The following is a 26,483-nucleotide window of genomic DNA, read 5'->3' on the forward strand; positions in this document are numbered from 1 at the left end:
ATCTTTCTTATTTGTGAGACATATCTTGTTATAATCAGCGTAAATCATAGTGGTAAACCGCTTGTTTGATATTGCGGTGCTCTACCTTTGTGTGCTAGTCTCCTCTATTTTTAGATTACAATTTAGGGTGGTGTTCTAAAAAGTATGCTGGCGATAAAAGTCAATAAGAAATCTATACTAAGTTCTCTGGTTCTATAGGGTTTTCAAAGCTTCAAAAATTGTTAAAATTTTAATTAGCATACTTTTTGATACACCACCCAATTTAGCATCTATTAAAACACTTTCTTATCCATTCGCTAATACAGTCATCATTTTCTTTTTGTTTAATTAAGCTGTAGGCTTCTATCTTTTAAGATATTAGCCCTTATTTTGATGCAAATTCAAATCGTTATCAACAGGAGCCTAAGGTGTGAGTCATATAAAAAACATTAGGTCATACCGCCTATCAATAGTAATGATAGTCAAGAACGAAGCCAAAAATCTCGCTGTCACTTTGCCTTCTTTACAAGGTTTAGCAGATGAGATCATAGTACTTGATTCTGGCAGTACTGATAATAGCCGCGAACTTGTAGAGCAATATGGTGGCAAATGGTACATCAATACCGATTGGCAAGGGTTTGGCAAACAACGTCAATTGGCACAATCCTATGCGACAGGTGATTGGATTTTTGCCTTAGATGCCGATGAAGAAGTAACACCTCAGCTTAAAGAAAGCATACTAAAAACTATCTCGCAAAAACCAGAGAATAAAGTATACGGCATCAAACGTATTGATTGTATCTTTGGACATGAAATTGATCCCAGCTATTGGAGAATAAAAGCGCATTGGCGCTTATATCCAAGTCACTTTTCATATAATGATAATCTCGTTCATGAATCCGTCGTATTAAATAATACCAAAGTTGAAACTTTAGATGGTTTTCTACGTCATCATACTGCAGATAGGCCACTATTTTGGCTACAAAAACGCTTAGATTATGCCAAGGCTTGGGCTGAGGATCGTCATGCAAAAGGTAAGAAGGTTAAGTTTTATAAAGTTATCTTCAATCCAATCTGGGCATTTATTAAACAATATTTAATTGATGGTCGGTTCTTAAAAGGTAAGTATGGCTTAATATATTCGTTATTATTTACCCAATACACGTTTAATAAATACGCCATTTTATATGATCTAACACACAATCAAGCAGAGCAAGCATTTATAAATTCTCTAGAAGTAGCAAGAAACTTACAACCAATAAACTTATCAAAAAAGCAGAGCACTTTATCTTTGGTGATGATCGTAAAAAATGAAGCCAAACATTTAAAAGCATGCTTAAAAACAGTACAAGATATTGTCGATGAAATCATCATTTTGGATTCTGGTAGCACAGATAACACTGAAGCGATTGCCCAGCAGTATGGTGCTAAATGGTATGTTAATGAAGAATGGCAAGGATTTGGGAAACAGCGACAGTTGGCTCAATCTTATGCTACTTGTGATTACGTATTAGTGCTAGATGCAGATGAACGTTTAGAAGATGATTTACGTCAATCTATTGTTGATTTATTAAATAAGCCATTACAGACGGATAAAGTATTCAGTGTGGCGCGAGTCAATCAATTTTGTGGTGTTGAAGTTCAAAATCGTACTTGGTATACAGATAAACTGGCGCGATTATATGCTAATCAACAATTCAAATATTCTGATTTAGACGTTCATGAATCTTTAAATCAGAAAGGTGTACCAAGCGAAGTAGTAAAAGGTTATTTACTACATATCACCAATGATAACTTACATCATTTTTTAGTAAAAAACATTCGTTATAGTCATGATTGGGCAAGAGAAAAACATCAACACGGCAAAAAAATTGGTTTAATAGGGCTGTTATCACGCTCTTGGTTTTCTTTTATCCGAGAGTACATTATTCGTGCAGATCTATTAGGCGGTGCTTACGGCTATATTTTGGCTTTTGCCTCACTCGGCTATACGATGGATAAATATATAATGCTCTGGCAAATGAACCAGGAAAAAAGTAAATGAAAAACTATGTAATTAGTCTAAATACAGCTATTGAACGCCGCAAGCATATCACCCATGAATTTGGTAAGCAGGATATTACATTTGAATTTTTTGATGCAATAACAACCCATCAATTAGACGAAGTTTCTAAACAATTAGGTTTACTGTTATTTGAAAGCCGGCGTTTATCAGCGATAGAAAAAGCTTGTTTCTTAAGTCATATCTCCTTATGGCAAAAGATGATAGATAACAATCTCGAATATATAGCCATTTTTGAAGACGACATTTACTTAGGCAAAAATGCCAAAAGCTTCTTAACAGACTATCAATGGTTATCAAATAATCTAAACGACACAGATATCGTAAAATTAGAAACGGCATTTGAAGAAACTCATCTGAATAAAGAAGTAACTGGTTACGAAAACCGGTATTTCTCTCGCCTACAAAGCTCCCATACTGGAGCGGCTGCTTATATTATTTCGAATAAAGCAGCATCTACCCTTCTTCAATATATTCGAGCACTAAATGTAGATGATTATATTGCTATCGATCATATAATCTTTGGTAAATTACTAAGCGAGCTACACGTATACCAAATGACACCCGCTTTAAGCATACAATCAACTGTTTTGGAAGGAGATAACCCTACTTTAAAAAGCGATCTAGAAATAGAGCGTTCGAAACACAAAAAAATCGCACCTAAAGGAAGTAGAGATTTAAATCATTTTTTCAAAAAGATAAAACGTAGTATAAGCAAACGTATTTTTTATACTACCGTTCTTTTTGAATAAAAAAAATATTAGTTTTTCATTTGTAGTCTTGCCTTAATATTTGCTTTAGCTCGCGGTTTCATCATATTAAGCGCCTCACCTGCAAGCACTTTTTCATAACATTGTATATAACCTCTTGCCATCGCAAGATGACTAAAATACATTCGTGCATGGTCATGGCATGCACGTCTATCAAATTTATCAATATTTTTAGTCGCTTCAGTAAGCTCAGTATAACTATCAGATAGAACACCTATATTCTCTTGCGTAATGATGTCTGGCAAAGCACCAAACGGTGTCGCAAGTACAGGACACCCCAAATACAAGCTTTCAATGACGGCCAAACCAAAAGGCTCATGCCATAATACTGGGAAAATCAATCCTTTCGAATGACTTACCAATTGATTTTTTTGTGTGCCGCCTATCATTCCATGAAATGTTAGTTTTGAAGACATATAAAAATAAGGGTTGCGGCGAATATTAAAACGTTCACCCCCCAAAACATGCAGTGGGATATCTACTTTTCGAGCAATTTTAACTGCTCCTTGTATATTCTTAATTCGCCAAGAAGCTTTAGCTAAAAAATGGATATAATTTTTAGGATTGAAATTTGGCTCGCCATAATCACCCCAATACAAACCATTGTGCACATAACAGGTAGCATTATAGTTTTCAGCATGTTTTTTTGACAAATAAATAGTATTGACAGGATACTCCTGTTCAACTTCGCTATTACTATGTTCGGTACAAACAAACGGAGTTTCAATATCTCCTTCATAGCGAAAATGAAAATGGATAATATCTGCCCAACCTTCGACCTGACTTTCTAAAGAGAGTTGCTCATCAAAATATAAAGCATCGTCCTGTGAGCTTTTATACTTTGTTAAAAATCTGACATCATGTCCTAATTCTTTTTGTCCTTGGTACAATCCCCATAAAACTCGTTCAGTACCACCATAATCTTTTGGCGGAATACTTAATTGGGTAAGAAGAACATGCAATATTTTCATCATTTAACCTTTTAAGACAAAGTCATATGGAATGTGCTGAGTAACCTCAGGGGCTCTATCATGTAAAGCATAGCCATTTAAGACTTTTTCGTAATAATATAAATAGTTTCGACTCATCACAAGATGATTAAATGTCTCTCTTGCGTAGTCATGACAGCGTTGACGGCTAAATTGCCCAATATTTTTTAACACTTCTACCATTTCACTTTTACTATCAGTACTAATCCCAACATCTGGATTAATTAACTCTGGTAAAGAACCACATTGACTACCAATAACAGGACAGCCTAAATATAGACTCTCAATCATCGCTAAACCGAAAGCTTCATAATTTAATACGGGAAAAATCAACGCTTGCGAGTTACGAATTACCTGATTCTTTTTATCGCCGCCAAGCATACCGTAGAACGTTAAGTCATTACCTCGATAAAGATAAGGTTGGTATTTTCCATCTTTACGCCATTTTAAGCAATAACGCTTACTACCAATAATATGTAAATTTTTATTCGCTTGCCGTGCAATCTCTACACTATCTTTCAAGTTTTTATCTTTATATTTTGCATTTGCTAAAAAATGAATATAATTACTGGGCTGATTCACATTAGGCTTACCGTAGTCATCCCAATATAAGCCGTTGTAAACATACGCTTCTCCCCCACTACGCTCAGCATGAAGCCTCCCTAAAAAAATAGTGTTTTTAGGAAATACTGCAGGCGTGATTTGTTGATTATGTGTAGTACAGACAAAAGGAGTGCTTAACTCACCCCGAAATAGAAAATGGAAATGAACAACATCAGCCCATCCTTCTACTTGCGATTCAAGAGAGTGAGAGGGGTTATATAAAAGAGAATCAGGATGCTGGTTCTGATGTTTGGTTAGGAACTTAACATCATGCCCTAACTCCTTTTGCCCTTTATATAACGCCCAAACAACGCGTTCAGTACCGCCATACTTTAAGGGCGGTATAGGCATTCTAGTTAGTAGAACATGAAGGATTTTCACAGCTACCTCAACATATTATGAGTTAAAATCAGGATAATGAGTTTATTAAAAAAGGCATCATAATAGATTCTTTATACAAAGACCATTCTATATATCTACTTTAAAGGAAACTATTTACTCATAAAAAAGCTGAACGATGACGTCCAGCTTTTTAAAAATACATAACAACTCTACGACTAATCAATAAAACTTAACCAATCCATATACTGCTCGTTGCGACCATGCACCACATCAAAATACAGGGTTTGCAATTTCTTAGTCAATGGTCCACGACCACCATTGCCAATAGTACGGTCATCATATTCACGAATAGGTGTCACTTCAGCAGCGGTACCCGTCATAAATATCTCGTCCGCCAAATAAAACTCATCACGAGTGATACGACGCTCAACGACCTTGATGCCTAGATCATCGGCAAATTGAATGATGGTACGACGCGTGATGCCATCAAGTGCGCCGCCTGCTAAATCTGGCGTATGAAGCACGCCATCTTTCACTAAGAATAAGTTTTCGCCAGCGCCCTGGCAGACATAACCTTGTGGATCCATCAAGATAGCTTCGTCATAGCCATTACGAGTCACCTCTTGATTGGCCATGATGGATACTGGATAGTTGCTTGATGCCTTTGCTTTACACATGGTTGCATTGGTCATGTGATGAGTAAATGAAGAGGTCTTTACACGAATACCATTTTTGATGCCATCTTCACCAAGGTATGCGCCCCAATGCCAAGCCGCAACCATCGCATTGATACTGTTATCACGTGATGATAGACCTAGCTTTTCAGCACCCACCCAAATAAGCGGACGAATATAGGCTTCTGCTAGCTTGTTTTGCTTGACCACATCTTTGTGCGCTTGCTCAAGTGTTGCGGCATCAAAAGGCACATTCATCTGAAAAATCTTTGCGGAACCCAAGAGACGTTCTGTATGTTCTTTTAGGCGAAAGATTGCAGTACGGTTGTCAGCGGTTTGGTAAGCACGTACGCCTTCAAACACGGCCATACCATAGTGCAGGCTATGCGTAAGCACATGAACCTTGGCATCTGGCTGTTCAATCATCGTGCCATTCATCCAAAGCTTGCCTTCGTCTGTTGCCATATTCATCTAATAATCCTTATGTTAGCGCTGATGTCTAACTTTTTTGTTGAGTGTTAAGTAAATGTTTTAATTAAAATTTTATGCTGACACTAAGTGTATATTTTCAGGTGCCTATTTTAATATGAAATTTTAAAACGCAAATGATTATATCACTGGCACGCCAAGCAAATACAACATTTTAGTTTATCATTGCATGGCTTTTATTTATACACTGAGGAAGAAAACCTACATCATTTTTTAATAATATTATTCTGTCGATTCAACGCCCATCAGATGCTGCCACTGCGCTTGTACCAGTGCTCGCGTTTCTTTCCAAAGAGACTCGTCAACCAGCAACGACTGCTCGGACAATGCCAATTGATGGGTCGCAGCGCGTATCCGTAGATAAGCATCGGTTAAATCCTGACAGACCTCTGCCTCCCAAATACCCAGTGTAGCCACTTCCTCAAAGATACGTACGTTATCACTCCACTTGGTCAAAGTAGGATGTTCATGTGAATAGGCCAATACCGCAAATTGTGCCAAAAACTCAATATCCACGATGCCGCCTGCATCTTGTTTAAGATGAAACTTGCCCGCTTGTTGTTGCCATTGACTGGTTCCTAGATGCTTTTGCATTTTAATACGCATACTTGTGACTTCGATACGTACTTCTTCAATCGTGCGTGGTAATGCCAAAACAGTTCGGCGAATATCACAAAAACGTGCGGTTACGCGTTTATCACCGCAGATTGCTCTTGCTCGTACTAGAGCTTGATGTTCCCATGACCACGCTTTATCCAGCTGATACGTTTCAAAAGCATGGCAAGAAACCACCATCATACCGGCATTACCAGATGGGCGCAGACGCATATCTACTTCATAGGCACGGCCGTCACGAGTTTGGGTATTGAGATAGGTCATGAGCTTTTGCGCTAGCCGTGCCGCAAACTTCATGCCACTGACGGATACTTCTCCCGTGGTCATGCCCTGCTCTTTTATTTTATGCAGAAACACTAAGTCTAAATCGGATGAGTAGGACAATTCAAGACCGCCAAGCTTGCCATAGCCGATAATCGCAAAGCCGCAATCCGCTTCAGTAACCGGATCACCATCTTGGCCGATAGGATAACCATAGCGTTTCACAATTTCGGCAAAAGCACGCTCTAGCGCCGCTTCTAATACCACAGCTGCAATATAAGTCAGTGAGTCTGAAACCTTCATGATCGGACGCTCAGCCAACACATCACTGGCAGCGACCGCTAGTACTTGGTTCTTTTTAAACAACCGTAATACGCTAAGCAGCTCTTCTTCATCATTGGGTTCTACTCGCAATAACTGCTGACGTAATATATCCCGCAGCTCAGGCTTGTCTGGCAAATGCCGATAACGCTGCTGTAAAAAGGTATCTAACAACACCGGATAACGTGCCAATTCTTTTGCAATCCAAGGACTAGCCGACAGCATCGGAATCAGCTCAACCGTTGCGTTGGGATTTTCTGCAATCATGACCAAGTAGATAGAGCGACGGCAGATAGCTTCTAGTAATGTTATCAAGCGCGGTAACGCAACATTGGCAAGTTGCTGCTGCTCTTGATGAGCAAGTAAGGCATGCACTATCACTGGATAAGCCTCATCCAAGCGTTCGCGAGCCTCATCGCTTAAATTAGCAACCATTTTTGACTGCCAAAAATCTTGCAATTGAGCACGATTCTCTTCCGTCAATATCTGATTTAAATGGGTAACTTGTTCGTCAATATTAACAGGTTCAAGCTCGTTATCATCTTGCGCAGGTACTTGACGCTCAGTAACCATACGCTCAAACGGTACATTGACGTTATATCGATGATGATTAAGCGTATTTAGCAAGCCTTCCCAATTTTCAAACCCAAGCGTGATAGCCAGATTGTGTTGCCAATGTGCATCATGAGGTAGGCGCTGGGTTTGTTGATCATTAATTGCTTGAATACCGTGCTCAAGCCGACGTAAAAAGCGATAAGCGGCTTGTAGCTCCTGATAAGTCGTTTGCTCTAAATACTCAAGCTCACACAGTGCCTGCATAGCATCCAAGCAAGACTTAACCTGTAGCTGTGGATGCCGTCCACCATAAATTAATTGAAAAGCTTGTACGATAAACTCAATATCCCGAATACCGCCCGCGCCAAGCTTTATATTATCTAAGTCTTCGCGCTGTGCAACTTGATTTTGAATAAGAGACTTCATCTCTCTGAGTGCCGAAAAAGCACTGTAATCAACATAATAGCGAAAGACAAATGGTTTGATAAGCGCTTGGATTTCATCATAAAACGGCGGCGCTATTTGCCCAACCACGCGCGCTTTTAGCCAAGCAAATCGCTCCCATGCACGTCCATGCTGAGCAAAGTACTTTTGTAATGCCGATAAATGAATCGCCAAATCACTGCCATCGCCCCATGGCCGTAGACGCATATCAACCCGAAACACAAAACCATCGGCGGTATTATTATCGAGCAGCTTAATAATACCTTGTCCAAGTCGCGTCATAAAACGCTTATTATCGATACTGCGGGTGCCTTTTTCTTTGTCACCATCAGTTTCGCCGCGTGCCTGATGGATAAAAATAAGATCAATATCACTCGATAAATTCAGCTCATGCGCGCCAAGCTTACCCATCGCCATAATCGCCATATCATCAATTTGTACATTACCTTTTTCATTAATAAAGGTTGGTTGCCCATATTGAGTAATCAGCTGCTGATAGGTATATTCCTTAGCAAATAAAATACAGCCATCGGCAAATTCAGACAGCTCATCCGTCAATTGCTCAAGCTCAATGACTGCCAACGCATCTTGCCAAACCCAGCGCATCATCAATAGCATACGCAGATGGCGCAATCCGCTCATTACTTTGACTTCATTAGCAAGTTGATAGTTTTCGTCTAAGGTATAATCTTGAATAAGATCATCGATTTGCTGGCGCGTTAAGGTACTATTTAAAGGATAGCTACGCAGAAAGGTCTGACACGCGCCCGTTCGACTCCGCCAAACTTGATAAGCAAACTCACTTGCTGTTTGTAGCGCTTCTAGCTGCTCTGATGTAGGCTGGTAACCTTTATCATTGAATACGGTAGATAGCATAACGATGACAACTCCTTGCAGCAGGCAATTATGAAACTACATGAAATTAGGACTTAGGACTTAGCATGAATCTAAAGCCTAACTTTAAGGTTTTTCTGACTAAACACCTATAACAAATAATGATAATGCTGAGCATAAAATGACTATTAACAATGTCGATAGCATTTGATTTGAGCGGTTTTATGGTAGCATAAATAACTTAAGTATAAATGATGACTGAATTTGTACGCAGCAAGATGCGGTAAGTTATTGTAGACAGGTTCATTAATAATAAAATGTGTTCATGATAGTATGTTCCGTCCACCTTAAAGCCTTGAAAGATTCCAAGGTGTAAAATAGGTAATTCAAAATGAAAACTATAAATTCAAAAGAACAAAACCAAGAAATTATACTCGCCAATCATCCCTCAGGCGTGCCAACGACAGATACGTTTAAAATTAATGATATCGACATGCCTGCAATCAAAGAAGGCGAAGTACTGCTTAAAAGTATTTACGTATCCGTTGACCCTGGAATGCGTGGCTTTATGAATAAAGGCGATGACGATGCCGCTGGTAATAAATTTGAGCTAAACAAACCTATTACCAGTCGAACGGTTGCTCAGGTCATCGATAGCAATAATGATGATTTTATGATCGGCGATATCGTTCATGGTCGCTTTGCATGGCAGAAATATCAAAGTGTCAGCGTCGATGATATGGAAAAGGTAGATCCTACTCTTGCGCCTATTTCTACCGCCGTTAGTATGCTTGGTGTGCCCGGACTTGCCGCTTACTTTGGCATACTAAATATCGGTCAAGCAAAAAAGGGAGAGACTGTCGTTGTCTCCGGTGCAGCTGGCTCGGTGGGTAGTATTGCTGCGCAAATCGCTAGGATAAAAGGCTGTAGAGTGATCGGAATCGCAGGCTCTGCCCAAAAGATTGCTTACTTGGAAAACGACTTAGGAATAGACAAAGCTATTAATTACAAGCAAGTCAATGATATGGAAGCGGCGATAAAAGCCGCTTGCCCCAACGGCGTAGACATATTTTTTGATAATGTGGGTGGGGAGATGTTCGATGCCGTCTTTGCTAATATCAACAGACATGCCCGAATCGCTATCTGTGGTCAAATTGCGGATTATAATGAAGCTAATCCACCACAGGGGCCAAGACCGATGCATGCGCTAATTAAACAAAGTGCACGCATGGAAGGTTTTGTGGTCTACGACTTTAAAGATGAATTTGACGATGCTAAGCAACAGATAGCGGAATGGTATAATAATGGCGATATAGTATATAAAGAAAACCTCATTGAAGGTTTTGAAAATATTCCTGACGCCTTTATTGGTCTATTTTCAGGAGAAAACATTGGCAAGCAGATGATCAAGGTTGGAGAGGTAGCAGAGAATCAAAAATAAAGCATGAGTAATTTTTGAATACTCATAATCAATCATAATTACTACCTATTACTATAATGATAGCTACTAACTATCCATATTAATAATACCCATACTAACTATTTCTATTAACAAGTATCGTTAACTGAAGATACGAAGCTGATGAGCATGCTTATGACAACCACTACCCCACTTCTTCTGATTACTGCTGATCCTAGTCATCCGCTTGCGCATATAGCTCTACGCTATGCTCGTACTTATCTGCAAAGCTTATCGATGAATGATAAGGTTGATGATGATAGTCTCTCAAAAAATCAGCATATTCCATTGAATATTTTTTTCTATGCAGATGCGGCAAATACTGCCAATCGTCTACGCTGGCAGTCAGCTGATCAAATGAATATAACCCAACAATGGCAAAATCTCGCTGAGCACTATCAATTATACCTTCCTGTCTGCGTCAGCACCGCGCTCAGTCGTGGTATTTCGGATAACGACAACAGTGCACGCCACCAGTTAAATAGCGAAAATCTGGCGACAGGTTTTAGTTTAGTAGGACTAAGTGAGCTTGCCATGATGATGCAAGGCGACTGCCGTCTGATACAGTTTTAATCACTAGCTTGAAAGACATATAAGTTTAACAGTAGCTAGGTCTAACGATAAGCAGCCAGTTCAATAATAGCGGTTATAGATTAATAAGATTAGGAATAAATAATGAAACTACTCATTCGGTTGCAGACACCTACTGAAATGGCAAGTTATGAAGGCTGCGCACTCGCTTTGACGTTAGCTACCTTTGAGCATGACGTGCAGCTGTATTTAGATGCGCCCGTATTTGGGTTTTTGATGCAGTCTGACTCACGCTTGCATGGCATGATTCAATCGCTTGAGCTATATGATATGCCGCCAGCTTGGCTACCTGATGATGTATTTAGTGGTTGGATTACTGGCATGCTACCGACCGACGTCGCAACGCAATTGATCTTGATTCCAGAATTTATTAACCTACAAGATTTTGATCAGATTCTTAACTTTTAAGATGAAGGCTTTAGATAGTAGATAGTAGATAACAACCCAAACTTTTATTATGAAAACACATACAGTAAGCAATCGGACACGACTATGGCAACTTTATACCAACTACATAGCACCATGGATACACTCAGGCGCAGCACAGAGCAAATGGCGTTGACATGGCGCGCTGGCGACAGCATTCTCTTACTAGGCACGACTGTCGCTTTTATTGATTGGCTTAATGCTTATTTAGGTGATATTGAGGAAATCGAAATAGAAGATATAGCCGGTATCTACGCCCTCGCTGAGGACGTGGCTCAGCTCAATCAAAATACAACGGCAAAGCTCAATCTTAGCGCCAAATTAACTGCCATTTTGAGCGATAGTGAATGGGTCGCGATGACTCAAGACACTAATATCAATCAAGCTAACATTGATGATGCCGACATTAATGATACTAATCTTAATGATGCCAACATCAATAATATTAAGTTTGATAAAGTGATAACGATTGCCTTATGAGTATTTCTAACACCTCTACTATTTCTTCTAACATAGCAATCAACGTAGCATTAGACCCAGATGGTCATTTATGCGATCATACTATATGGACGCCTGCTATTGCACAGCAGCTAGCCAATACGTTGGATGTAGATTTAGATACTGAACATTTAGCAGTATTGCAGCAAGTACGCGCATTTTTTGCTAAATTCAATCATGCTCCCGCTACTCGTCCATTGATTAAATGGCTACAGCAGACCTTGCCTGAAGATGATATTAGCAATCAAAAACTACAGCAGCTATTTAATACTGGCTTGGTCGCCCGCCATGTTAATCGCCTTGCTGGACTACCTAAACCACCTAATTGTTTATAAAACGTTATTTTTTATAAAATGCGATTGCTTGTAAAATACGATTGATAAAACAGCATTCATTCGAACTTGCCTCTAGCAAGATCTAATATAAAAACCATTCTTACTTGGGGTCGTAGACGGTCAGCGTCTCATAGCCAATACTACGACCTTCATCACCCTTAAACCCTTGTTGTCGCCATACTTCATATAAGCATATAGCGACGCTATTGGACAGGTTTAAACTACGCGAATCAGCTAACATCGGCAGTCGCAACCAGTTATCAACGCCAATATCTGCACGAATATCGTCCGCCAGTCCTGCCGTCTCAGATCCAAAAACCAGTGCCATATGGTTTGATGCCATATGATTGTCTGATTGTTCAGTCACTTGCCCGCTAAAATCGTACTCATAGAAAGGCTTGCTCAGTTTGGTTGTTAGCGCGGTAATGATATGACAACCAGCGGCTTGCAATGCCTGCTTGGCCGTCGTCCAATCTTCATGAACCTGCAAATGAGCGTATTCATGATAATCCAATCCTGCACGGCGCAGTTTCTTATCCTCTAACTCAAACCCTAAAGGTTTGACTAAATGAAGTTGCGCTCCACTATTGGCGCATAGACGAATAATATTACCGGTATTACTGGGCATTTTTGGCGCTACCAGCACGATGTGAATGGTCATACTCTCTCCGTAAGTGCTACAAACTTTATTGTGTATGCTTATATATCAGGCGTAATCAAAAGTTACAGTTTAATGCCAATAATTACATTTTGATACTTTGCACTGATTTTAACTTTGACTATGATGGCTGTAACAGATAACAAGATAATTTAAATGTATTATCATCTTATCCTGTAACCCTTCAGTGAAACCTATGTAAAGTGCTAATTATTACTTATCTAGTTGCAAGTTATATGGCTATCACTGCTACTACTTATGACGACCTGTCTTTTTTGAGGAAAACATTATGAAAAAATTAGTTATCGCATCTTTGGCTGCTATGTTTGTACTAACTGGTTGTAACACTTTTAAAGGTCTAGGCCAAGACGTATCAAGTGCTGGTAGCGCTGTAAGTGGTACTGCACAAGAAGTACAAAACAAAATCTAAGTTTTAAACGCTTAGTTTAAACGCTTAGATTGTTTAAAAGGGCTTATCATTTATTTGGTAAGCCTTTTTTATGCCGCTACTTTTTAACGATAAATAACTAATAAAAATTTAACGTTATAAAAACTCTCTTAGTATCTGGTTAAGATATCTTTTACCTAATACTGTTGGTTGTAACTTCTCAACATTGTCCATTAGCAAGCCTTGCTGGATTAACTTATTCACTTGTGTCGCAATGCTGCCATAGCTCAGGCCTGTACGAGCCTCAAATAAAGACCAAGCCACCCCATCATGCAAGCGTAACGCATTGAGCATAAACTCACTGACCAACTCATCACTGGCAATCGCTTGCCAGCCAACCATTTTTGGTACTTCTGTCAATGCCTCTATTGGCGCCTCGTTTTGTTGGCTTATTTCGTTTTTCTGAAAGGCTGTATTCTGATTAGCGTTGTTCTGACCGGTATTGTTCTGACCGGCATTTCCCTGAATGATATCTTGGTATCCCATATAGTCTTTTGGCATACGCGATTTACTAAAGCGATAAATACCTGCTTCTTTCAGTTCTTCATTGTTAGTCAATTCATTCTTAGTCAATTCATTGGTACTAGACTTACTGACAATTTCTTTATTATCAAGCACTTCATCAGTAACTACGTCATTAGTAACGGCTTCATCAGAAAACGATTCACCAACAGTTACTTTACCGTGAGCACCCGCACCAATCGCTAAGTAATCGCCAAACTGCCAATAGTTGACGTTATGACGACAAGGCTTATCTAAAGCGCCAGACCATGCTGACACCTCATAATTGTGGTAGCCTAAATTCTGTAGTAATGTCTGACCTGATTCTTCGATATCAGCTAAGCGATCTTCGTCAGGTAATATAGGCTGACTACGATAAAAAACGGTATTAGGCTCAATGGTCAGCTGATACCAAGAGATATGGGTCGCACCAGCATCATGCGCCATTTGAATATCGTTAAGCGCCTCACTCATTGTTTGTCCTGGTAACCCATGCATCAAATCGACATTTACGCGCTCAAACCCAGCCGTACGAGCTGCTTTAATCGCAGATAACGCTTGTTTAGGATCATGAATACGCCCTAGCGTTATTAGCTGCTCAGCAGAAAAGCTCTGTACACCAATCGACAGACGATTGATGCCTACGTCTAAGTATTCAGCAAATGGCGCATGCTCAAGGGTGCCTGGGTTGGCTTCCATAGTGACTTCGATATCATTTGCAAATTTAAAAATCTCGCGTAAACGATTAAATAATCGCTGATATTGTAAAATAGGAAGTAGCGACGGTGTACCGCCACCTATAAATATTGAGCTAATTTCTCGCCCTTGGGTCAATACTAGCTGCATCGCTGCATCGCGTAATAGCGCGTCTACATACTCCTCATACATAGACAACTGACTGTCAATCGGCAGCTCATGCGAATTGAAATCACAGTAAGGACACTTTTTAACGCACCACGGAATATGGATATACAGCGCCAATGGAATGTCGCTCACCTCTATCGCATGCGCAGTAGAACGATTAGAAGTGCTCAGATTATTGGAACAGCTAACAGATTTAATATTTGGCATAATCGGTCTATCTATAAATGAAATGAGTAACAGCTATCATTAGCAGAAATTATCGCTAGGATAACGGCTAAACGCCTTAAAAAAAAGGATATCTTAAAAAAGAGTATCTTAAATAAAAATATATCAATAACAAAACCAGTAACAAACGCTCATGTTAACGGCGTTCTATTACAGGCAAAATATTGAACAACTATTACTAACGCATAAAACGATAATGAATCATTCGCCACTATTATTAAAAGGATAAAGACAATGGCCTATTGGCTTATAAAATCCAATCCAAGCTGTTTTAATATAAAGGACTTACAACGTGCGGGGATAGAGATGTGGGATGGCGTACGTAACTACCGCGCCCGTAACTTTATGCGTGATGATATGAAAGTGGGCGATAAAGCGTTTTTTTATCACTCAAGCGCCAGACCTTCTGGCGTCGCTGGTATCGTGACTATCAGTAAAGCAGGCTATCCTGACACAACCCAGTTTCATCCTGAGCATCGCCACTATGATCCCAAGGCGACTGAAGAAGAGCCGCGCTGGTATATGGTAGACGTGACTTTTGAGCAAGCGTTTACCAATATACTACCACTATCAGAACTTAAATTTTTGCCTGCGCTGGAGGATTCGTTATTACTCAGAAAAGGCTGTGAGCAATTAACTATTATTCCACTTGAACCCAAGCACTGGCACACGATTATGGATATGGCAGAAACGCTCGATTTGATACCGGATGAAACTGATTCTATTTAACTGCCAACAGGTTGTTTATATAGTCAGTTCAAGATAAAACCGATACATTAATTAATAGCTATTTGCGACTGGGATAAATTTTCCTTGCTTGCTGCTATTACAGAGGCTACGAAAAATTCATCCCAGTCGCGCTGCATCGATTTCAAAGCGAATCTACTATACATGTTAAAAACTTAGGAAAAGCTTTGAATGAAATTTATCAAATGCCTCTAAAATATTGATATCATACTCTCGCTTCTTTACCATTATCTCTACTTATGGCCTGTCAATTCATTATTTGGATTGACGGGTTATTTTTATTTTAGCGTCATTGATTTTATTTTCATATTTTGCCTGCATATTCTTCCTAAAAAGAGGCTTGCTCATAATAAACTTGCTCATATTATTTATCGGAGTATTATCGTCGCACGCCTCCCATCTTAATGTCTCGCTATTGATTTATTGATGGCAGTATTTGCTCATCAATAATAATTACCGCCAAGAATAAAAAGTTGCTTATTATGGTTTTCCCATTATCTTTTAGAGATTTTAAAAGCTATAGCCTACGCTTAGGCGTACTCGCGCTTCCTATCTTAATTACCCAGTTTTGCCAAGCGGCGCTTGGTGTCGTCGATGCCATTATGGCCGGTCAAGTCTCAGCGCTCGACTTGGCGGCAGTTGCCGTTGGCTCTGGTATTTGGCTGCCGCTGTTTTTACTAGCTACTGGTATTTTAATTGCGACCACTCCTCTTATTGGTGAGGCAATTGGTCAAAATAAACACCACCAAGTACCCCATATTACCCAACAGTCTTTATGGACGGCTGGCGTCATTGGTATTATTGGTTTTATTATTGTTAATTTAGCGCCAAATATCCTTGGTGTAATGGGTGTTCCTGAAAATATCCAACCAATAGCGACGCAGTATTTACATGGCGTGTCCTTTGGTTTCCCTGCTATGGCCGTATATGCCGTGCTACGCAGTTATTGTGAAGCGCTTGGACGTCCTGAACCTGTGACTGTGATTAGTATTATTGGTCTGCTCGCAGATATTCCGCTTAACTATATCTTTATACATGGCTTGTTTGGAATGCCTGAAATGGGCGGTGCCGGTTGCGGGGTTGCAACTGCAATTGTATTATGGATAACAGTATTACTACTAGCTGCTTATACTGCATTTACCAAACGTCAGCAATTTGCCAGTACCCGTTTTTTCTATAACTTTACCAAACCCAATCGTTTGCAAATCACTAAGCTACTCACACTTGGCATCCCTATTGGCATCTCTATCTTTTTTGAAGCCAGCTTATTTAGCTTAGGCGCGTTGGTTATTAGTCCGTTGGGAGAGTTAGCAACAGCCTCGCACCAAGTGGCGCTATCAGTGACCTCTCAGCTGTTTATGATACCGATATCGGTCGCTATGGCACTGACGATCATGATATCCAATCGCTTTGGTGAAAAAAACCTCTTAGCATTACGTCAAGTACAAGCCACGGGTCTGATATGGACAGTGATGATTGCCTTCGCTTGTATGCTCGGAGTCTGGCTATTTAGACCACAATTGGCAGCAGCTTTTACCGATAACCCAATCGTAAGAGCACAAGCCATGCACTTACTCATCTTTGCCCTAGCTTATCAGCTATTTGATGGCTGGCAAGTCAATGTGGCTGGTATATTGCGTGGTATGCAGGACACCACTGTACCGATGTGGGTGACGCTATTTTGTTATTGGATAGTCGCTCTGCCACTTGGTGTTTACTTAGTCCGCTTCACTGACCTTGGCCCGCAGGGTTTTTGGATGGCATTAATTACCGGGCTATTTTTATCTTCTATCTTGCTTACATTGCGTCTGCTCTATCAGCAGAAGCGTTTAACGGCAATGTGGGGCTAATTATTGGGAAACATTCATCTAAACCTACTATACAAACATAGTATCAGCTAAACAAACATAGTATCTGCTAATCATGACTAGCGCTACTAAGCCACATAGACTATGATAAATTATTGAGCATTTCTTACTCGAAAGAGTGCTTACGTCATAATATGTAAAAAAACTCAGTTAACAACTGTACATCGATTGCTCATTGCCGTGAATATAGGTATCATGAGCAATTATCTACATATTATTTAGTTACACTATTTTCTCGAATTTGGCACAAGGCAAAATTAAAACTATGGATATTGAAAAAATACGCACCCTAATCGCACTCATGGAAGAAAGTGAACTGGTTAATTTAGAAATCAGCTCAGAAGACGAACACATCAGTTTAACTCGTCACTATGATGCACCTGCACCAACGATGATGGCGGCTCCTACTGTTGGTGCTGCACCTATTGCAGCTGAAGCAAAAGCAGCTGTCAAAGCTGGTAGTGTTGAGACGTCGCCGATGGTTGGTGTTTATTATTCAGCCCCTAGCCCTAACGATCCGCCATTTATCAAGGTTGGGCAAAAAGTGCAAGCTGGTGATACGCTTGGGATTATTGAAGCGATGAAAATTATGAATCCGCTAGAAGCGACTCAAAGTGGTGTCATTGACGAAATATTAGTCAATAACTCTGACGTTGTGCAGTTTGGCCAGCCTATCGTACGCTATAAAGCGTAACGATATTTGCCACACTTTACTTCGTTATGATTGAGATTCGTTATCACTCATATGGCAGCGTAAATTGCGTTAGCTAAGTTTATGACAGCTTAAACTTATGATGCCAGAGATAGCGACTCTATCAACAAACGCCGCTTCGACAAGGATGACCCCATGATAAAAAAACTGCTCATCGCCAATAGAGGTGAGATTGCCTTACGTATCGTTCGAGCTTGCAAAGCCCTCGGTATTGAAACTGTAGGCGTCTACTCTACCGCTGATGCAAACTTGATGCATTTACGTTTCGTTGATGAAGCCATCTGTATTGGTAAACCTAATGCTAATCAAAGCTATCTTGATATCAGTACTATCTTAACGGCAGCTGAGATATCCGGTGCGGACGCTATTCACCCCGGTTATGGGTTTTTGGCTGAAAATGCTGAATTCGCTGAGCGCGTCGAAGAAGCAGGCTTAACCTTCGTTGGACCTAACGCTGACCATATTCGTTTAATGGGTAATAAAGTCTCTGCTATTAATGCGATGAAAAAAGCAGGAGTACCGACCGTACCCGGCTCTGTTGGTGCGGTAAATCTACACAACGCTGAAGAACAAGCGCGTAATATTGGCTTCCCATTATTAATCAAAGCAGCTTCTGGCGGTGGTGGCCGTGGTATGCGTGTGGTTGAACGCTTCGAAGAAGTCTTAGGTCAAGTACAAGCGGCAAAACAAGAAGCTGAGCTGTGGTTTGGCGATGATACTGTTTACATGGAACGTTACTTACAAAACCCGCGCCACGTTGAGGTGCAAGTACTTGGCGACGGTAACGGTAATGCTATTCATCTTTATGACCGCGATTGTTCACTACAACGTCGCCACCAAAAGGTATTAGAAGAGGCACCAGCGCCTGACATCCCTGATGATGTACGTCAGCCAATTCTGGAAGCTTGTGTGAAAGCCTGTGAATTGGTTAAGTATCGCGGTGTTGGAACCTTTGAGTTTTTATTTGAGAATAATGAATACTTCTTTATTGAAATGAACACGCGTGTGCAAGTTGAGCATCCAGTAACTGAGATGATTACAGGTATCGACGTCGTAGTTGAACAATTAAAGATTGCGGCAGGTTACGGTCTGTCCTATCGTCAAAGTGAGATTGAAATTCAGGGTCACGCTATCGAATGTCGTATCAATGCTGAAGATCCAACCACATTTATGCCATCCCCTGGTACGGTCACGCAATTATTTGCCCCAAGCGGTGCCGGCGTTCGCTTTGACTCGCATCTCTATCCTGGTTATGAGATTCCAAGCTATTATGACTCGCTGATTGGTAAGCTTATCTGTCATGGTCAAACACGCCAGCAAGCAATATCTAAAACACTACATGCCCTTGATGAATTGGTTATTGAAGGTATTAAAACCAATATCCCTATGCACCGTGATGTGATTTTAGCAGATGAAAACTTTATCGAAGAAGCACAAAATATTCATTATCTTGAAAGAGAAATGTTAACTGCTAACAAGGAAAAAGCAGACTCATAATCTGCTTAAATATCTTTATTAACACAAAAACCGCTATCTATTCGGATAGCGGTTTTTTTATGCAGACTAGTTCAGATTGTTATAAACAATACAACTTAAACAAAGCAATTTGTTAAGGTAAAATTCTCTTAAAATTCATAAAGCATTCTTTACCATCAGGGTCAGCACACCACTGCATCTGATTACCATCATGGTTTAAAAACGCTATCAAAGCCTCATCAGTCTGATCTACCTGATTGCCTGAACAATCCACCTCATTGTTATCATAAACCGTCTTGATAGCAATAATGGGCAACCCTTCTTCACGATGCGTGACTAAGTAACGACCGTAAGTCCATTCTTTTCCACTGACCGACCACATCTCATTATCCGCAGCAAAATTATAAAGCTCACGGCATTGATTAGATTTCGCTGCAGAGGCCATCAGTTTTTTATTCGTACTAGGTTGGATATTAATGATGCGCTTTTCATTTTGTGTGAGTAGACCCTCACCTGCACTACTTTTAGGCTCGTCACTTTTTATATTCTTTGTCTCTTTTGATGCTGCTTGCTTAGCTTCAGCTTCTTTGGTCATCGTAATACTACTATTTAAATCAACCTCCCACTGCCCAGCGATCGCAGGACTAATATGCGTAGTGATAGTCGGTTTACTAGAAACTTCGCCATTGACGGGCAATGATGCTAAAATAGCGGCTAATGAAAATGAAGCAAATGAGAGAGGTTCCATAATTGACCTTTTTATCGATATTAATAAACAATATGCACATTAGCGTAAGTCTTAGACACTAAAAACACAAGTAACATTATGCTATAAGTATCGAAATACAAGTGAACAAGTCATTTTATGACGTTAGCATAATAATTTAATAATGATTAATTAGTATAACAATGTTGCTTAATTATTTTTGATTGGCTATGTTACTAGGGCGTGTCCTCATTTTGAAAATGGTGATAAAAATGAGATAAATTGCAGCCAAACAAGGAAAATAGTGCAGTTAATATCGAGATATGAACCAGCTATTTGACGCAGTTTGGCAAATATTTAGCCATTTTTAGCCCATTTAAAGTTTCATGATCAGATTGAGGACACGCCCTAGTTAAACAATATTCGGGTAGGTAGTAACGTGTCTAAATTAGATAACTGTCAACACTGTGGACACCAAGTAAGTAGAAAAGCTAAAAAACGTCCTAATTGCGGTTCGAAAAAAACAACCCCGCTTATATTAAAAATTATTATAGCTATGTCCGCTGTGGTTTTTCTCATCAAGATATACGCGTACATACCTTTTAGTTCTACAGCAACAGTCGAAACACCACCGACACCCACTAAAACCTCATCAGAAAATACCAAAAAATAACGCCATGGCTCTATTTGCTAATCGCAACGAGTCATGACGTTAGAGTTATTAACTTCTATAGTTAGCGTTTATCAAGCTATCTTACTTTAAGCAGCTGTAGTCGTTGGTGCTTGAGCAAAAGCTGATAATGCGCCTTTAAGCATCGCTGACACTGTGCTGCTACAAGTACCGATGCCAGAGTAAACCTCACCATCGACATTTAACTGAATGTAGGCCGCGGCATAAGCATTGGTTTTATTGTCGCTATTGGTATCATCGTCGATGCCGTCAATGCTATTGTGCTGCGGATTAATCGCATGCTCAGCGTAGTTAATGACATGTATTGACTTACCGGTATGCTGAGCAAGTCCATCAATAAATGAAGACAACGGTCCATTACCCGTGCCGTCAATGGTGATGGTATCGCCATTCATCTGTACTTGACCATTAAAGTAGACTTCTCCACCTTTATTATTGACACTATAATCTAGGAGCTCAAAGCTACCTTGCTGCAAATAGGTGCTCTCAAAAGTTTGTAATATTTCATCATTTTGTAGTTCACGGGCAGCCGTTTCAGCTTGATGCTGTACCACACGGCTAAAGTCAATTTGCATCCAACGTGGTAAATTAAAGCCATAGTTACGCTGCAAGATATAAGCAACACCGCCCTTACCTGACTGGCTATTGATACGTACTACGTCTTGATAGCTGCGACCAATATGCGCCGGATCAATCGGTAAATAAGCGACATCCCACACATTTTCAGTCTGCTCGACATGCTTTTCATTATAGTCGAGGCATTTTTTGATAGCATCTTGATGCGAGCCACTAAAGGCGGTAAATACTAGCTCACCAATATACGGATGGCGTGGATGTACGGGTAAGTTATTACACTCGCTAACTACCTGCACAATCTCACTCATATTACTAAAATCAAGCTCTGGATCGATACCTTGACTAAATAAGTTCATGGCCATGACCATAATATCCATGTTACCGGTACGCTCGCCATTGCCTAACAGCGTCCCTTCGATACGATCAGCGCCCGCAAGTACACCAAGCTCAGCAGCAGCCACTGCACAGCCACGATCATTATGTGTATGCAAGCTAATCGTCACATGCTCACGCTTGGCAAGGTTACGACAAAAATACTCGACTTGGTCAGCAAATACGTTAGGCGTTGACGCTTCAACGGTCGCTGGCAAGTTCAAAATGACTTCTTGACCGTTCTCAGGCTTCCAAATATCACAGACAGCATCACAGACTTCGACCGCATATTCAGTCTCGGTTTGGCTAAAGCTCTCTGGTGAATACTGAAAGACCCACTCTGTTTCTGGATATTTTGCCGCATATTCCACTAATAATTTTGCACCAGTAATGGCAATCTCTTTGATCTCAGCTTTATCTTTTCCATATACTTTTTCACGTTGGATACGACACGTTGAGTTATAAACGTGAACGATGGCACGCTTCGCTCCTTTTAATGACTCAAACGTACGCGCAATCAAATGCTCACGAGCCTGCACTAAGACTTGCAAGGTCACATCATCTGGTACATGGTTTTCTTCAATCAATTGTCGGGCGAAATCAAATTCCACTTGCGCGGCTGATGGAAAACCAATCTCAATTTCTTTAAACCCTACGCCAACTAGCGTCTTAAAAAAGCGCATTTTTTGTTCAATGGTCATCGGGTCAATTAAGGCTTGGTTACCATCACGCAGATCTACACTTGCCCAGATTGGCGACTTTTCAAGCGTTTTGCTCGGCCATGTGCGATCTGGTAATGAAGGTGCAAACGCAAATGGGCGATACTTAATAAAATCGAAAGCGGCATTTTTGGGTGTAATCTTTGCAGGAACTACATTGCGTGTTGTTTGATTAGACATAATCAATCCTTAGATAAGATAAAGTTTGTATTTGTAGTGAGGCAACTAATGCCTAAATCATTCTTTATCATACGAGATAATAAAAACTTATACCATTATAATAACAAAGTTTATAAAGTGAAAAGCAGCTTTATTTTGTATAATTCACCATTATTTTAGTGATAAACGCTATAATTATAGATATAATTACTTTAATCCACTAATTAGTGAGGTTATTATGCCAAATAGCCATTCTGAGAATTTATCAACGGTTGACATTGATGAGACCGATAAGCACTTACTACGCTTATTGCAAACCCAAGCGCGCATGAGTATTACGGAGCTTGCTGAACAGGTCAATCTCTCAGCGACCCCTTGCGCCCGTCGCATTAAGCGCTTAGAAGATAGTGGCATTATCACAGGCTACCATATACAAACCAATGCACAAAAACTCGGCTATCCTTTAGCAGTATTTATCGCTATTAGCATGGATCGTCATACTGCTGATCGCTTTGAGCAGTTCGAGCGTAAAGTTCAAAGCTTTGATGAAGTGATTAGCTGTAGTATCGTCACTGGTCGCACAGAAGACTACTTAATTAAGGTACGCGTACGCGATATGGCGCATTATGAGGAATTTTTATTACATCGGTTGAATCGTATCGAAGGCGTAGCCCAAGTACATACCAGTTTTGAGCTACGTGAAGTGTTTAATCGCAGCGTCATTTGATTTATTTAAACTAATATTTTTTGTGATGCTTGCGTCTGACGCCAAAAAAGGAAGATTAAAATCAGACTTATTATTAGTCCCATAGCGGCAACCAATAATCCAGCATTAAAATTATCATTTTTCCCCGCTAGCGCTACCGTAACTAATGGACCTATGAACTGCCCTAGCGCATACGCCAACGTTGCAAGCCCCATCAATAGATTAGAATAAATCGGATTAATATTCTTCATCAAGGTAAGCGTCATCGACACCATACCAACAAAGGTTAAGCCTAAAATAATGGCATTGCCGTATAGACCAACTGCTCCATCGAACCATATAGGCAAATACATCCCAAGCGCTTGTAGCAACGTTAAGCCCATTAAAGTCTTAGTCTCACCAATTCGCTTGGCAAGTGCGCCCCAGATAGGGTTTGATAACATAGCAAAAACACCAACGACTAGCCAAATCAGTAGTCCAGCATGCGTTTGCATCGTTAAGCGCTGAGCGGCCATCACTGGTAAAAAAGTAGCGGAGGTAATATAACCAAAGCCAGCGAGCAAATAACTTGCCGACAGTAAGACAATCGGCTTGATATGACCAGCGGCTGCTTCGTATAAAGAGCGCTTAAAATTAAGATAAGTTTGGCGCATTGAGGATATTTGATTATTATTTGGCTGAGAAGCGCTAAAGTTTGTTGGACGTATGGCATAGAGCAACCATAATAGCGGTAGACTGATGATCCCTGCTACCAGCCAAATCACATCGAAATGATAGCCAAGCGTCAATAACCACCACGTCAGTATGGCAGACGCGCTAATGCCAACACCAATACCGGCGTAATGCAATGCTGAAAGTACGGAACGGCGCTCAAGACTAAAGCTTTGAATCACTAGTGATGAGCTTAAAATCATCGCCACACCGCTTGCGATACCAGAAAACAGCCGAATGGCATACCATAGATTTAATGGCATATTTGGCACAACCAATAGCATGGTCGTAACGACACTGACTATCGTCCACACCATCAACATTTGCCATGTCAAACGATGCGGCACAAACATCGCAATGAGTGCGCCAATGAAATAACCACTGTAATTGACCGATGCCATCCAGCCCGCAATGGTCGTCGATAGCGATAATTGCATCATAATATCAGGTAAGGTAGCGGTAAATAAAAACCGTCCAAATCCCATGACTACCGCCAGACAATACAGACCTATGCAAGCGATGGCCGTTTCATTGGTGATAATAAAAGCACGACTTTTGAGAGCAGTCATCATGACGGAGCCATTTTGTGGTAGTGAGCACACAATCCTTTGTGTTAAAAACAGTCAAAAGCACTAACAATCAAGTACCGTAATTACTAAATAACATACTTTCTAAATACCGTACTTGCTAGATACCGTACTTAATACTACGAGACATTCAGCGTTGGACGATTAGTTTGGTTATCTGTCTCTGCTTGTCCTAGCATCTGCACGCGCTGATCGCTAAACATATCCATATCAGGCGCAAGTGTACGCATAAAACGATCAAAATATAGCATTTGCTTAGTCAATAAAGCAAAGTCACGCGGGAAATGAATGCCATGACGTTTGCCGACATCAACAATCTCAAGCATCATTTTATTGAGCTCATCCGCCTGCTCTTTCGTGTTAAAAGGTACACCACTGGTAAAGGCTCTATCTTCTGCCATGATAGTCTTCATCATACGCTGTAAATCATTACCCAATGCCGCCACATCGACCTGATTGCCACCATGGGTCATTTCCATATCAATCATATGGCGCGCCATCGCTTGGTAGTCATTATCCTGCATTGCTTGCATCATACCCATGCAGGCACGCCAGCTCTCAGCTTTTAGTTTACCGACAATACCAAAGTCCAAAAAGCCAATACGACCATCGGTTAGCAGCATTAAATTGCCCGCATGCAAATCAGCGTGAAAACTATTGCACAGAATCAGACTGGCAAACCAAGTATTCAACGTATCTGCCATCACTTGCGCAGGATCGGCACAATACTGACGCATCAAGGTTTCATCTACCATTGAGACACCGTATAGGCGACTCATGGTCAGTACTCGTTTGGTGGTATACGCTTCATATACTTTTGGCGCCACCACGCGTGTGTTGCCTGATACCGCTAAAAACTGCTGAAAGTCGCGAATATTTTGCGCTTCAGCGATAAAGTCGGTCTCAGCAAGCATACGAAGACGAATCTCATCAATAATCGGCGCAATACTGGCAAACCTCATCGAAGGCATCAACAGCTCAACTAACTTAGTTACGCCATGTAATACGCCTAAATCTGTCTGCATGATGGTTTCAACATCAGGCTTCTGCACCTTTACTACCACCTCATCACCATTATGCAACCGTGCTGCATGGACTTGGGCAATAGAGGCTGACGCTAGCGGTTTTGTATCGATATGCGCAAATATCTCTGCAAGCGTTAACCCATCAACGGCCAATTCTTCTTTTAGCACCTGCTCAATATAAGCATAGGATAGCGGCGTGGTTTGATCCAAACAGCTCTGGAACGCTTCTACATATTCACGGGGAAACAATGACGGCGTGCTGGCAATAAACTGACCTATCTTGATATAAGTCGTACCCAATTGCTCAAAGGTTTCTTTTAGCAGCATGGCATCAGGTTTTTCGCCTTTTGCTACTCTGAGCGCTGACAAACCGGCAACGCTTGCCGTTTGGCGAACACGGTTGACGACATTAAAGGTATGCTTTAATAAATGTGGACGATGAATTTTCATAAAAGACAACTATGGTAATAAAGAAATATTTAAGA

General features: G+C 40.5%; 23 protein-coding genes. 13 read left to right on the forward strand and 10 right to left on the reverse strand.

The window, feature by feature from the left end; genetic code table 11:
- Window positions 1–418: 418 nt before the first annotated feature.
- Together WAZ74_RS11135 and WAZ74_RS11140 are read left to right on the forward strand one after the other, a co-directional pair.
- Window positions 419–2,023: a glycosyltransferase family 2 protein gene (locus tag WAZ74_RS11135; RefSeq protein WP_422308515.1), complete on the forward strand. Its 1,605-nt coding sequence runs from the start codon at window positions 419–421 to the stop codon at window positions 2,021–2,023.
- Entirely contained in the window at window positions 2,020–2,793 is a 774-nt protein-coding gene (locus WAZ74_RS11140) for a glycosyltransferase family 25 protein (RefSeq protein ID WP_422308368.1), read from the forward strand. The genes WAZ74_RS11135 and WAZ74_RS11140 overlap by 4 nt, the downstream gene beginning before the upstream one ends.
- 8 nt (window positions 2,794–2,801) lie before the next feature.
- Here WAZ74_RS11140 and WAZ74_RS11145 read toward each other — a convergent pair whose 3' ends face one another.
- The 4 genes from WAZ74_RS11145 to glnE form a co-directional block, all read right to left on the reverse strand.
- On the reverse strand, window positions 2,802–3,782 hold the full coding sequence (locus WAZ74_RS11145) for a glycosyltransferase family 4 protein (RefSeq protein ID WP_422308369.1): 981 nt from the start codon (window positions 3,780–3,782) through the stop codon (window positions 2,802–2,804).
- A 3-nt stretch (window positions 3,783–3,785) separates the two neighbouring features.
- Complete coding sequence (locus WAZ74_RS11150) at window positions 3,786–4,784, reverse strand: glycosyltransferase family 4 protein (protein WP_422308370.1); 999 nt, start codon at window positions 4,782–4,784, stop codon at window positions 3,786–3,788.
- A gap of 176 nt (window positions 4,785–4,960) precedes the next feature.
- Window positions 4,961–5,890 carry a branched-chain amino acid transaminase gene (locus tag WAZ74_RS11155; protein WP_422308371.1) on the reverse strand — a complete coding sequence of 310 codons (930 nt, stop codon included), beginning with the start codon at window positions 5,888–5,890 and terminating at the stop codon, window positions 4,961–4,963.
- Window positions 5,891–6,130: 240 nt separating this feature from the next.
- On the reverse strand, window positions 6,131–8,980 hold the full coding sequence (glnE, locus tag WAZ74_RS11160) for a bifunctional [glutamate--ammonia ligase]-adenylyl-L-tyrosine phosphorylase/[glutamate--ammonia-ligase] adenylyltransferase (protein ID WP_422308372.1): 2,850 nt from the start codon (window positions 8,978–8,980) through the stop codon (window positions 6,131–6,133).
- Between the two features lie 349 nt (window positions 8,981–9,329).
- Between glnE and WAZ74_RS11165 the strand changes: the two genes are divergently transcribed.
- From WAZ74_RS11165 to WAZ74_RS11185, 5 genes are all read left to right on the forward strand, one after another.
- Window positions 9,330–10,379 carry an NADP-dependent oxidoreductase gene (locus WAZ74_RS11165; RefSeq protein ID WP_422308373.1) on the forward strand — a complete coding sequence of 350 codons (1,050 nt, stop codon included), beginning with the start codon at window positions 9,330–9,332 and terminating at the stop codon, window positions 10,377–10,379.
- 153 nt (window positions 10,380–10,532) lie between these two features.
- Complete coding sequence (tusD, locus tag WAZ74_RS11170) at window positions 10,533–10,970, forward strand: sulfurtransferase complex subunit TusD (protein WP_422308374.1); 438 nt, start codon at window positions 10,533–10,535, stop codon at window positions 10,968–10,970.
- A gap of 102 nt (window positions 10,971–11,072) precedes the next feature.
- Entirely contained in the window at window positions 11,073–11,396 is a 324-nt protein-coding gene (locus WAZ74_RS11175; RefSeq protein WP_422308375.1) for a hypothetical protein, read from the forward strand.
- An 84-nt stretch (window positions 11,397–11,480) separates the two neighbouring features.
- The gene (locus WAZ74_RS11180) at window positions 11,481–11,894 is read left to right on the forward strand and encodes a hypothetical protein (RefSeq protein WP_422308376.1); all 414 of its coding nucleotides are present in this window, start codon (window positions 11,481–11,483) and stop codon (window positions 11,892–11,894) included.
- The gene (locus WAZ74_RS11185; RefSeq protein WP_422308377.1) at window positions 11,891–12,247 is read left to right on the forward strand and encodes a TusE/DsrC/DsvC family sulfur relay protein; all 357 of its coding nucleotides are present in this window, start codon (window positions 11,891–11,893) and stop codon (window positions 12,245–12,247) included. Before WAZ74_RS11180 ends, WAZ74_RS11185 begins: the two co-directional genes overlap by 4 nt.
- A 100-nt stretch (window positions 12,248–12,347) precedes the next feature.
- On the opposite strand, the gene WAZ74_RS11190 is transcribed toward WAZ74_RS11185, so the two are convergent.
- Entirely contained in the window at window positions 12,348–12,908 is a 561-nt protein-coding gene (locus tag WAZ74_RS11190; protein WP_422308378.1) for a tRNA (cytidine(34)-2'-O)-methyltransferase, read from the reverse strand.
- Window positions 12,909–13,194: 286 nt separating this feature from the next.
- On the opposite strand from WAZ74_RS11190, the gene WAZ74_RS11195 reads away from it, so the two are divergent.
- Window positions 13,195–13,335, forward strand: a complete 141-nt coding sequence (locus WAZ74_RS11195) for an entericidin A/B family lipoprotein (RefSeq protein WP_011280495.1) — start codon at window positions 13,195–13,197, stop codon at window positions 13,333–13,335.
- Window positions 13,336–13,449: 114 nt separating this feature from the next.
- Here the strand turns inward: WAZ74_RS11195 and hemW are convergent, their stop codons facing one another.
- Complete coding sequence (hemW, locus tag WAZ74_RS11200; protein ID WP_422308379.1) at window positions 13,450–14,925, reverse strand: radical SAM family heme chaperone HemW; 1,476 nt, start codon at window positions 14,923–14,925, stop codon at window positions 13,450–13,452.
- A gap of 252 nt (window positions 14,926–15,177) precedes the next feature.
- On the opposite strand from hemW, the gene WAZ74_RS11205 reads away from it, so the two are divergent.
- The 4 genes from WAZ74_RS11205 (at window position 15,178) to accC (ending at window position 19,767) form a co-directional block, all read left to right on the forward strand.
- Complete coding sequence (locus tag WAZ74_RS11205) at window positions 15,178–15,672, forward strand: EVE domain-containing protein (protein ID WP_422308380.1); 495 nt, start codon at window positions 15,178–15,180, stop codon at window positions 15,670–15,672.
- A gap of 500 nt (window positions 15,673–16,172) precedes the next feature.
- Window positions 16,173–17,540 (forward strand): MATE family efflux transporter, encoded by a 1,368-nt coding sequence (locus WAZ74_RS11210; RefSeq protein ID WP_422308381.1) that lies wholly within the window; start codon window positions 16,173–16,175, stop codon window positions 17,538–17,540.
- Between the two features lie 283 nt (window positions 17,541–17,823).
- On the forward strand, window positions 17,824–18,252 hold the full coding sequence (gene accB, locus WAZ74_RS11215) for an acetyl-CoA carboxylase biotin carboxyl carrier protein (protein ID WP_422308382.1): 429 nt from the start codon (window positions 17,824–17,826) through the stop codon (window positions 18,250–18,252).
- Between the two features lie 153 nt (window positions 18,253–18,405).
- On the forward strand, window positions 18,406–19,767 hold the full coding sequence (gene accC / locus WAZ74_RS11220) for an acetyl-CoA carboxylase biotin carboxylase subunit (protein ID WP_422308383.1): 1,362 nt from the start codon (window positions 18,406–18,408) through the stop codon (window positions 19,765–19,767).
- Window positions 19,768–19,879: 112 nt separating this feature from the next.
- Here the strand turns inward: accC and WAZ74_RS11225 are convergent, their stop codons facing one another.
- Both WAZ74_RS11225 and leuA read right to left on the reverse strand, forming a co-directional pair.
- Window positions 19,880–20,494: a hypothetical protein gene (locus tag WAZ74_RS11225; RefSeq protein WP_422308384.1), complete on the reverse strand. Its 615-nt coding sequence runs from the start codon at window positions 20,492–20,494 to the stop codon at window positions 19,880–19,882.
- Window positions 20,495–21,211: 717 nt separating this feature from the next.
- Entirely contained in the window at window positions 21,212–22,990 is a 1,779-nt protein-coding gene (gene leuA, locus WAZ74_RS11230; protein WP_422308385.1) for a 2-isopropylmalate synthase, read from the reverse strand.
- A gap of 217 nt (window positions 22,991–23,207) precedes the next feature.
- Between leuA and WAZ74_RS11235 the strand changes: the two genes are divergently transcribed.
- Window positions 23,208–23,696, forward strand: a complete 489-nt coding sequence (locus WAZ74_RS11235) for an Lrp/AsnC family transcriptional regulator (protein ID WP_422308386.1) — start codon at window positions 23,208–23,210, stop codon at window positions 23,694–23,696.
- A 5-nt stretch (window positions 23,697–23,701) separates the two neighbouring features.
- Here WAZ74_RS11235 and WAZ74_RS11240 read toward each other — a convergent pair whose 3' ends face one another.
- Window positions 23,702–24,958 carry a YbfB/YjiJ family MFS transporter gene (locus tag WAZ74_RS11240; protein WP_422308387.1) on the reverse strand — a complete coding sequence of 419 codons (1,257 nt, stop codon included), beginning with the start codon at window positions 24,956–24,958 and terminating at the stop codon, window positions 23,702–23,704.
- A gap of 134 nt (window positions 24,959–25,092) precedes the next feature.
- Window positions 25,093–26,448 carry an ABC1 kinase family protein gene (locus WAZ74_RS11245; protein WP_422308388.1) on the reverse strand — a complete coding sequence of 452 codons (1,356 nt, stop codon included), beginning with the start codon at window positions 26,446–26,448 and terminating at the stop codon, window positions 25,093–25,095.
- Between the last annotated feature and the right edge of the window lie 35 nt (window positions 26,449–26,483).

The sequence above is a fragment of the Psychrobacter sp. genome (assembly GCF_049295055.1).
GTDB lineage: Bacteria > Pseudomonadota > Gammaproteobacteria > Pseudomonadales > Moraxellaceae > Psychrobacter.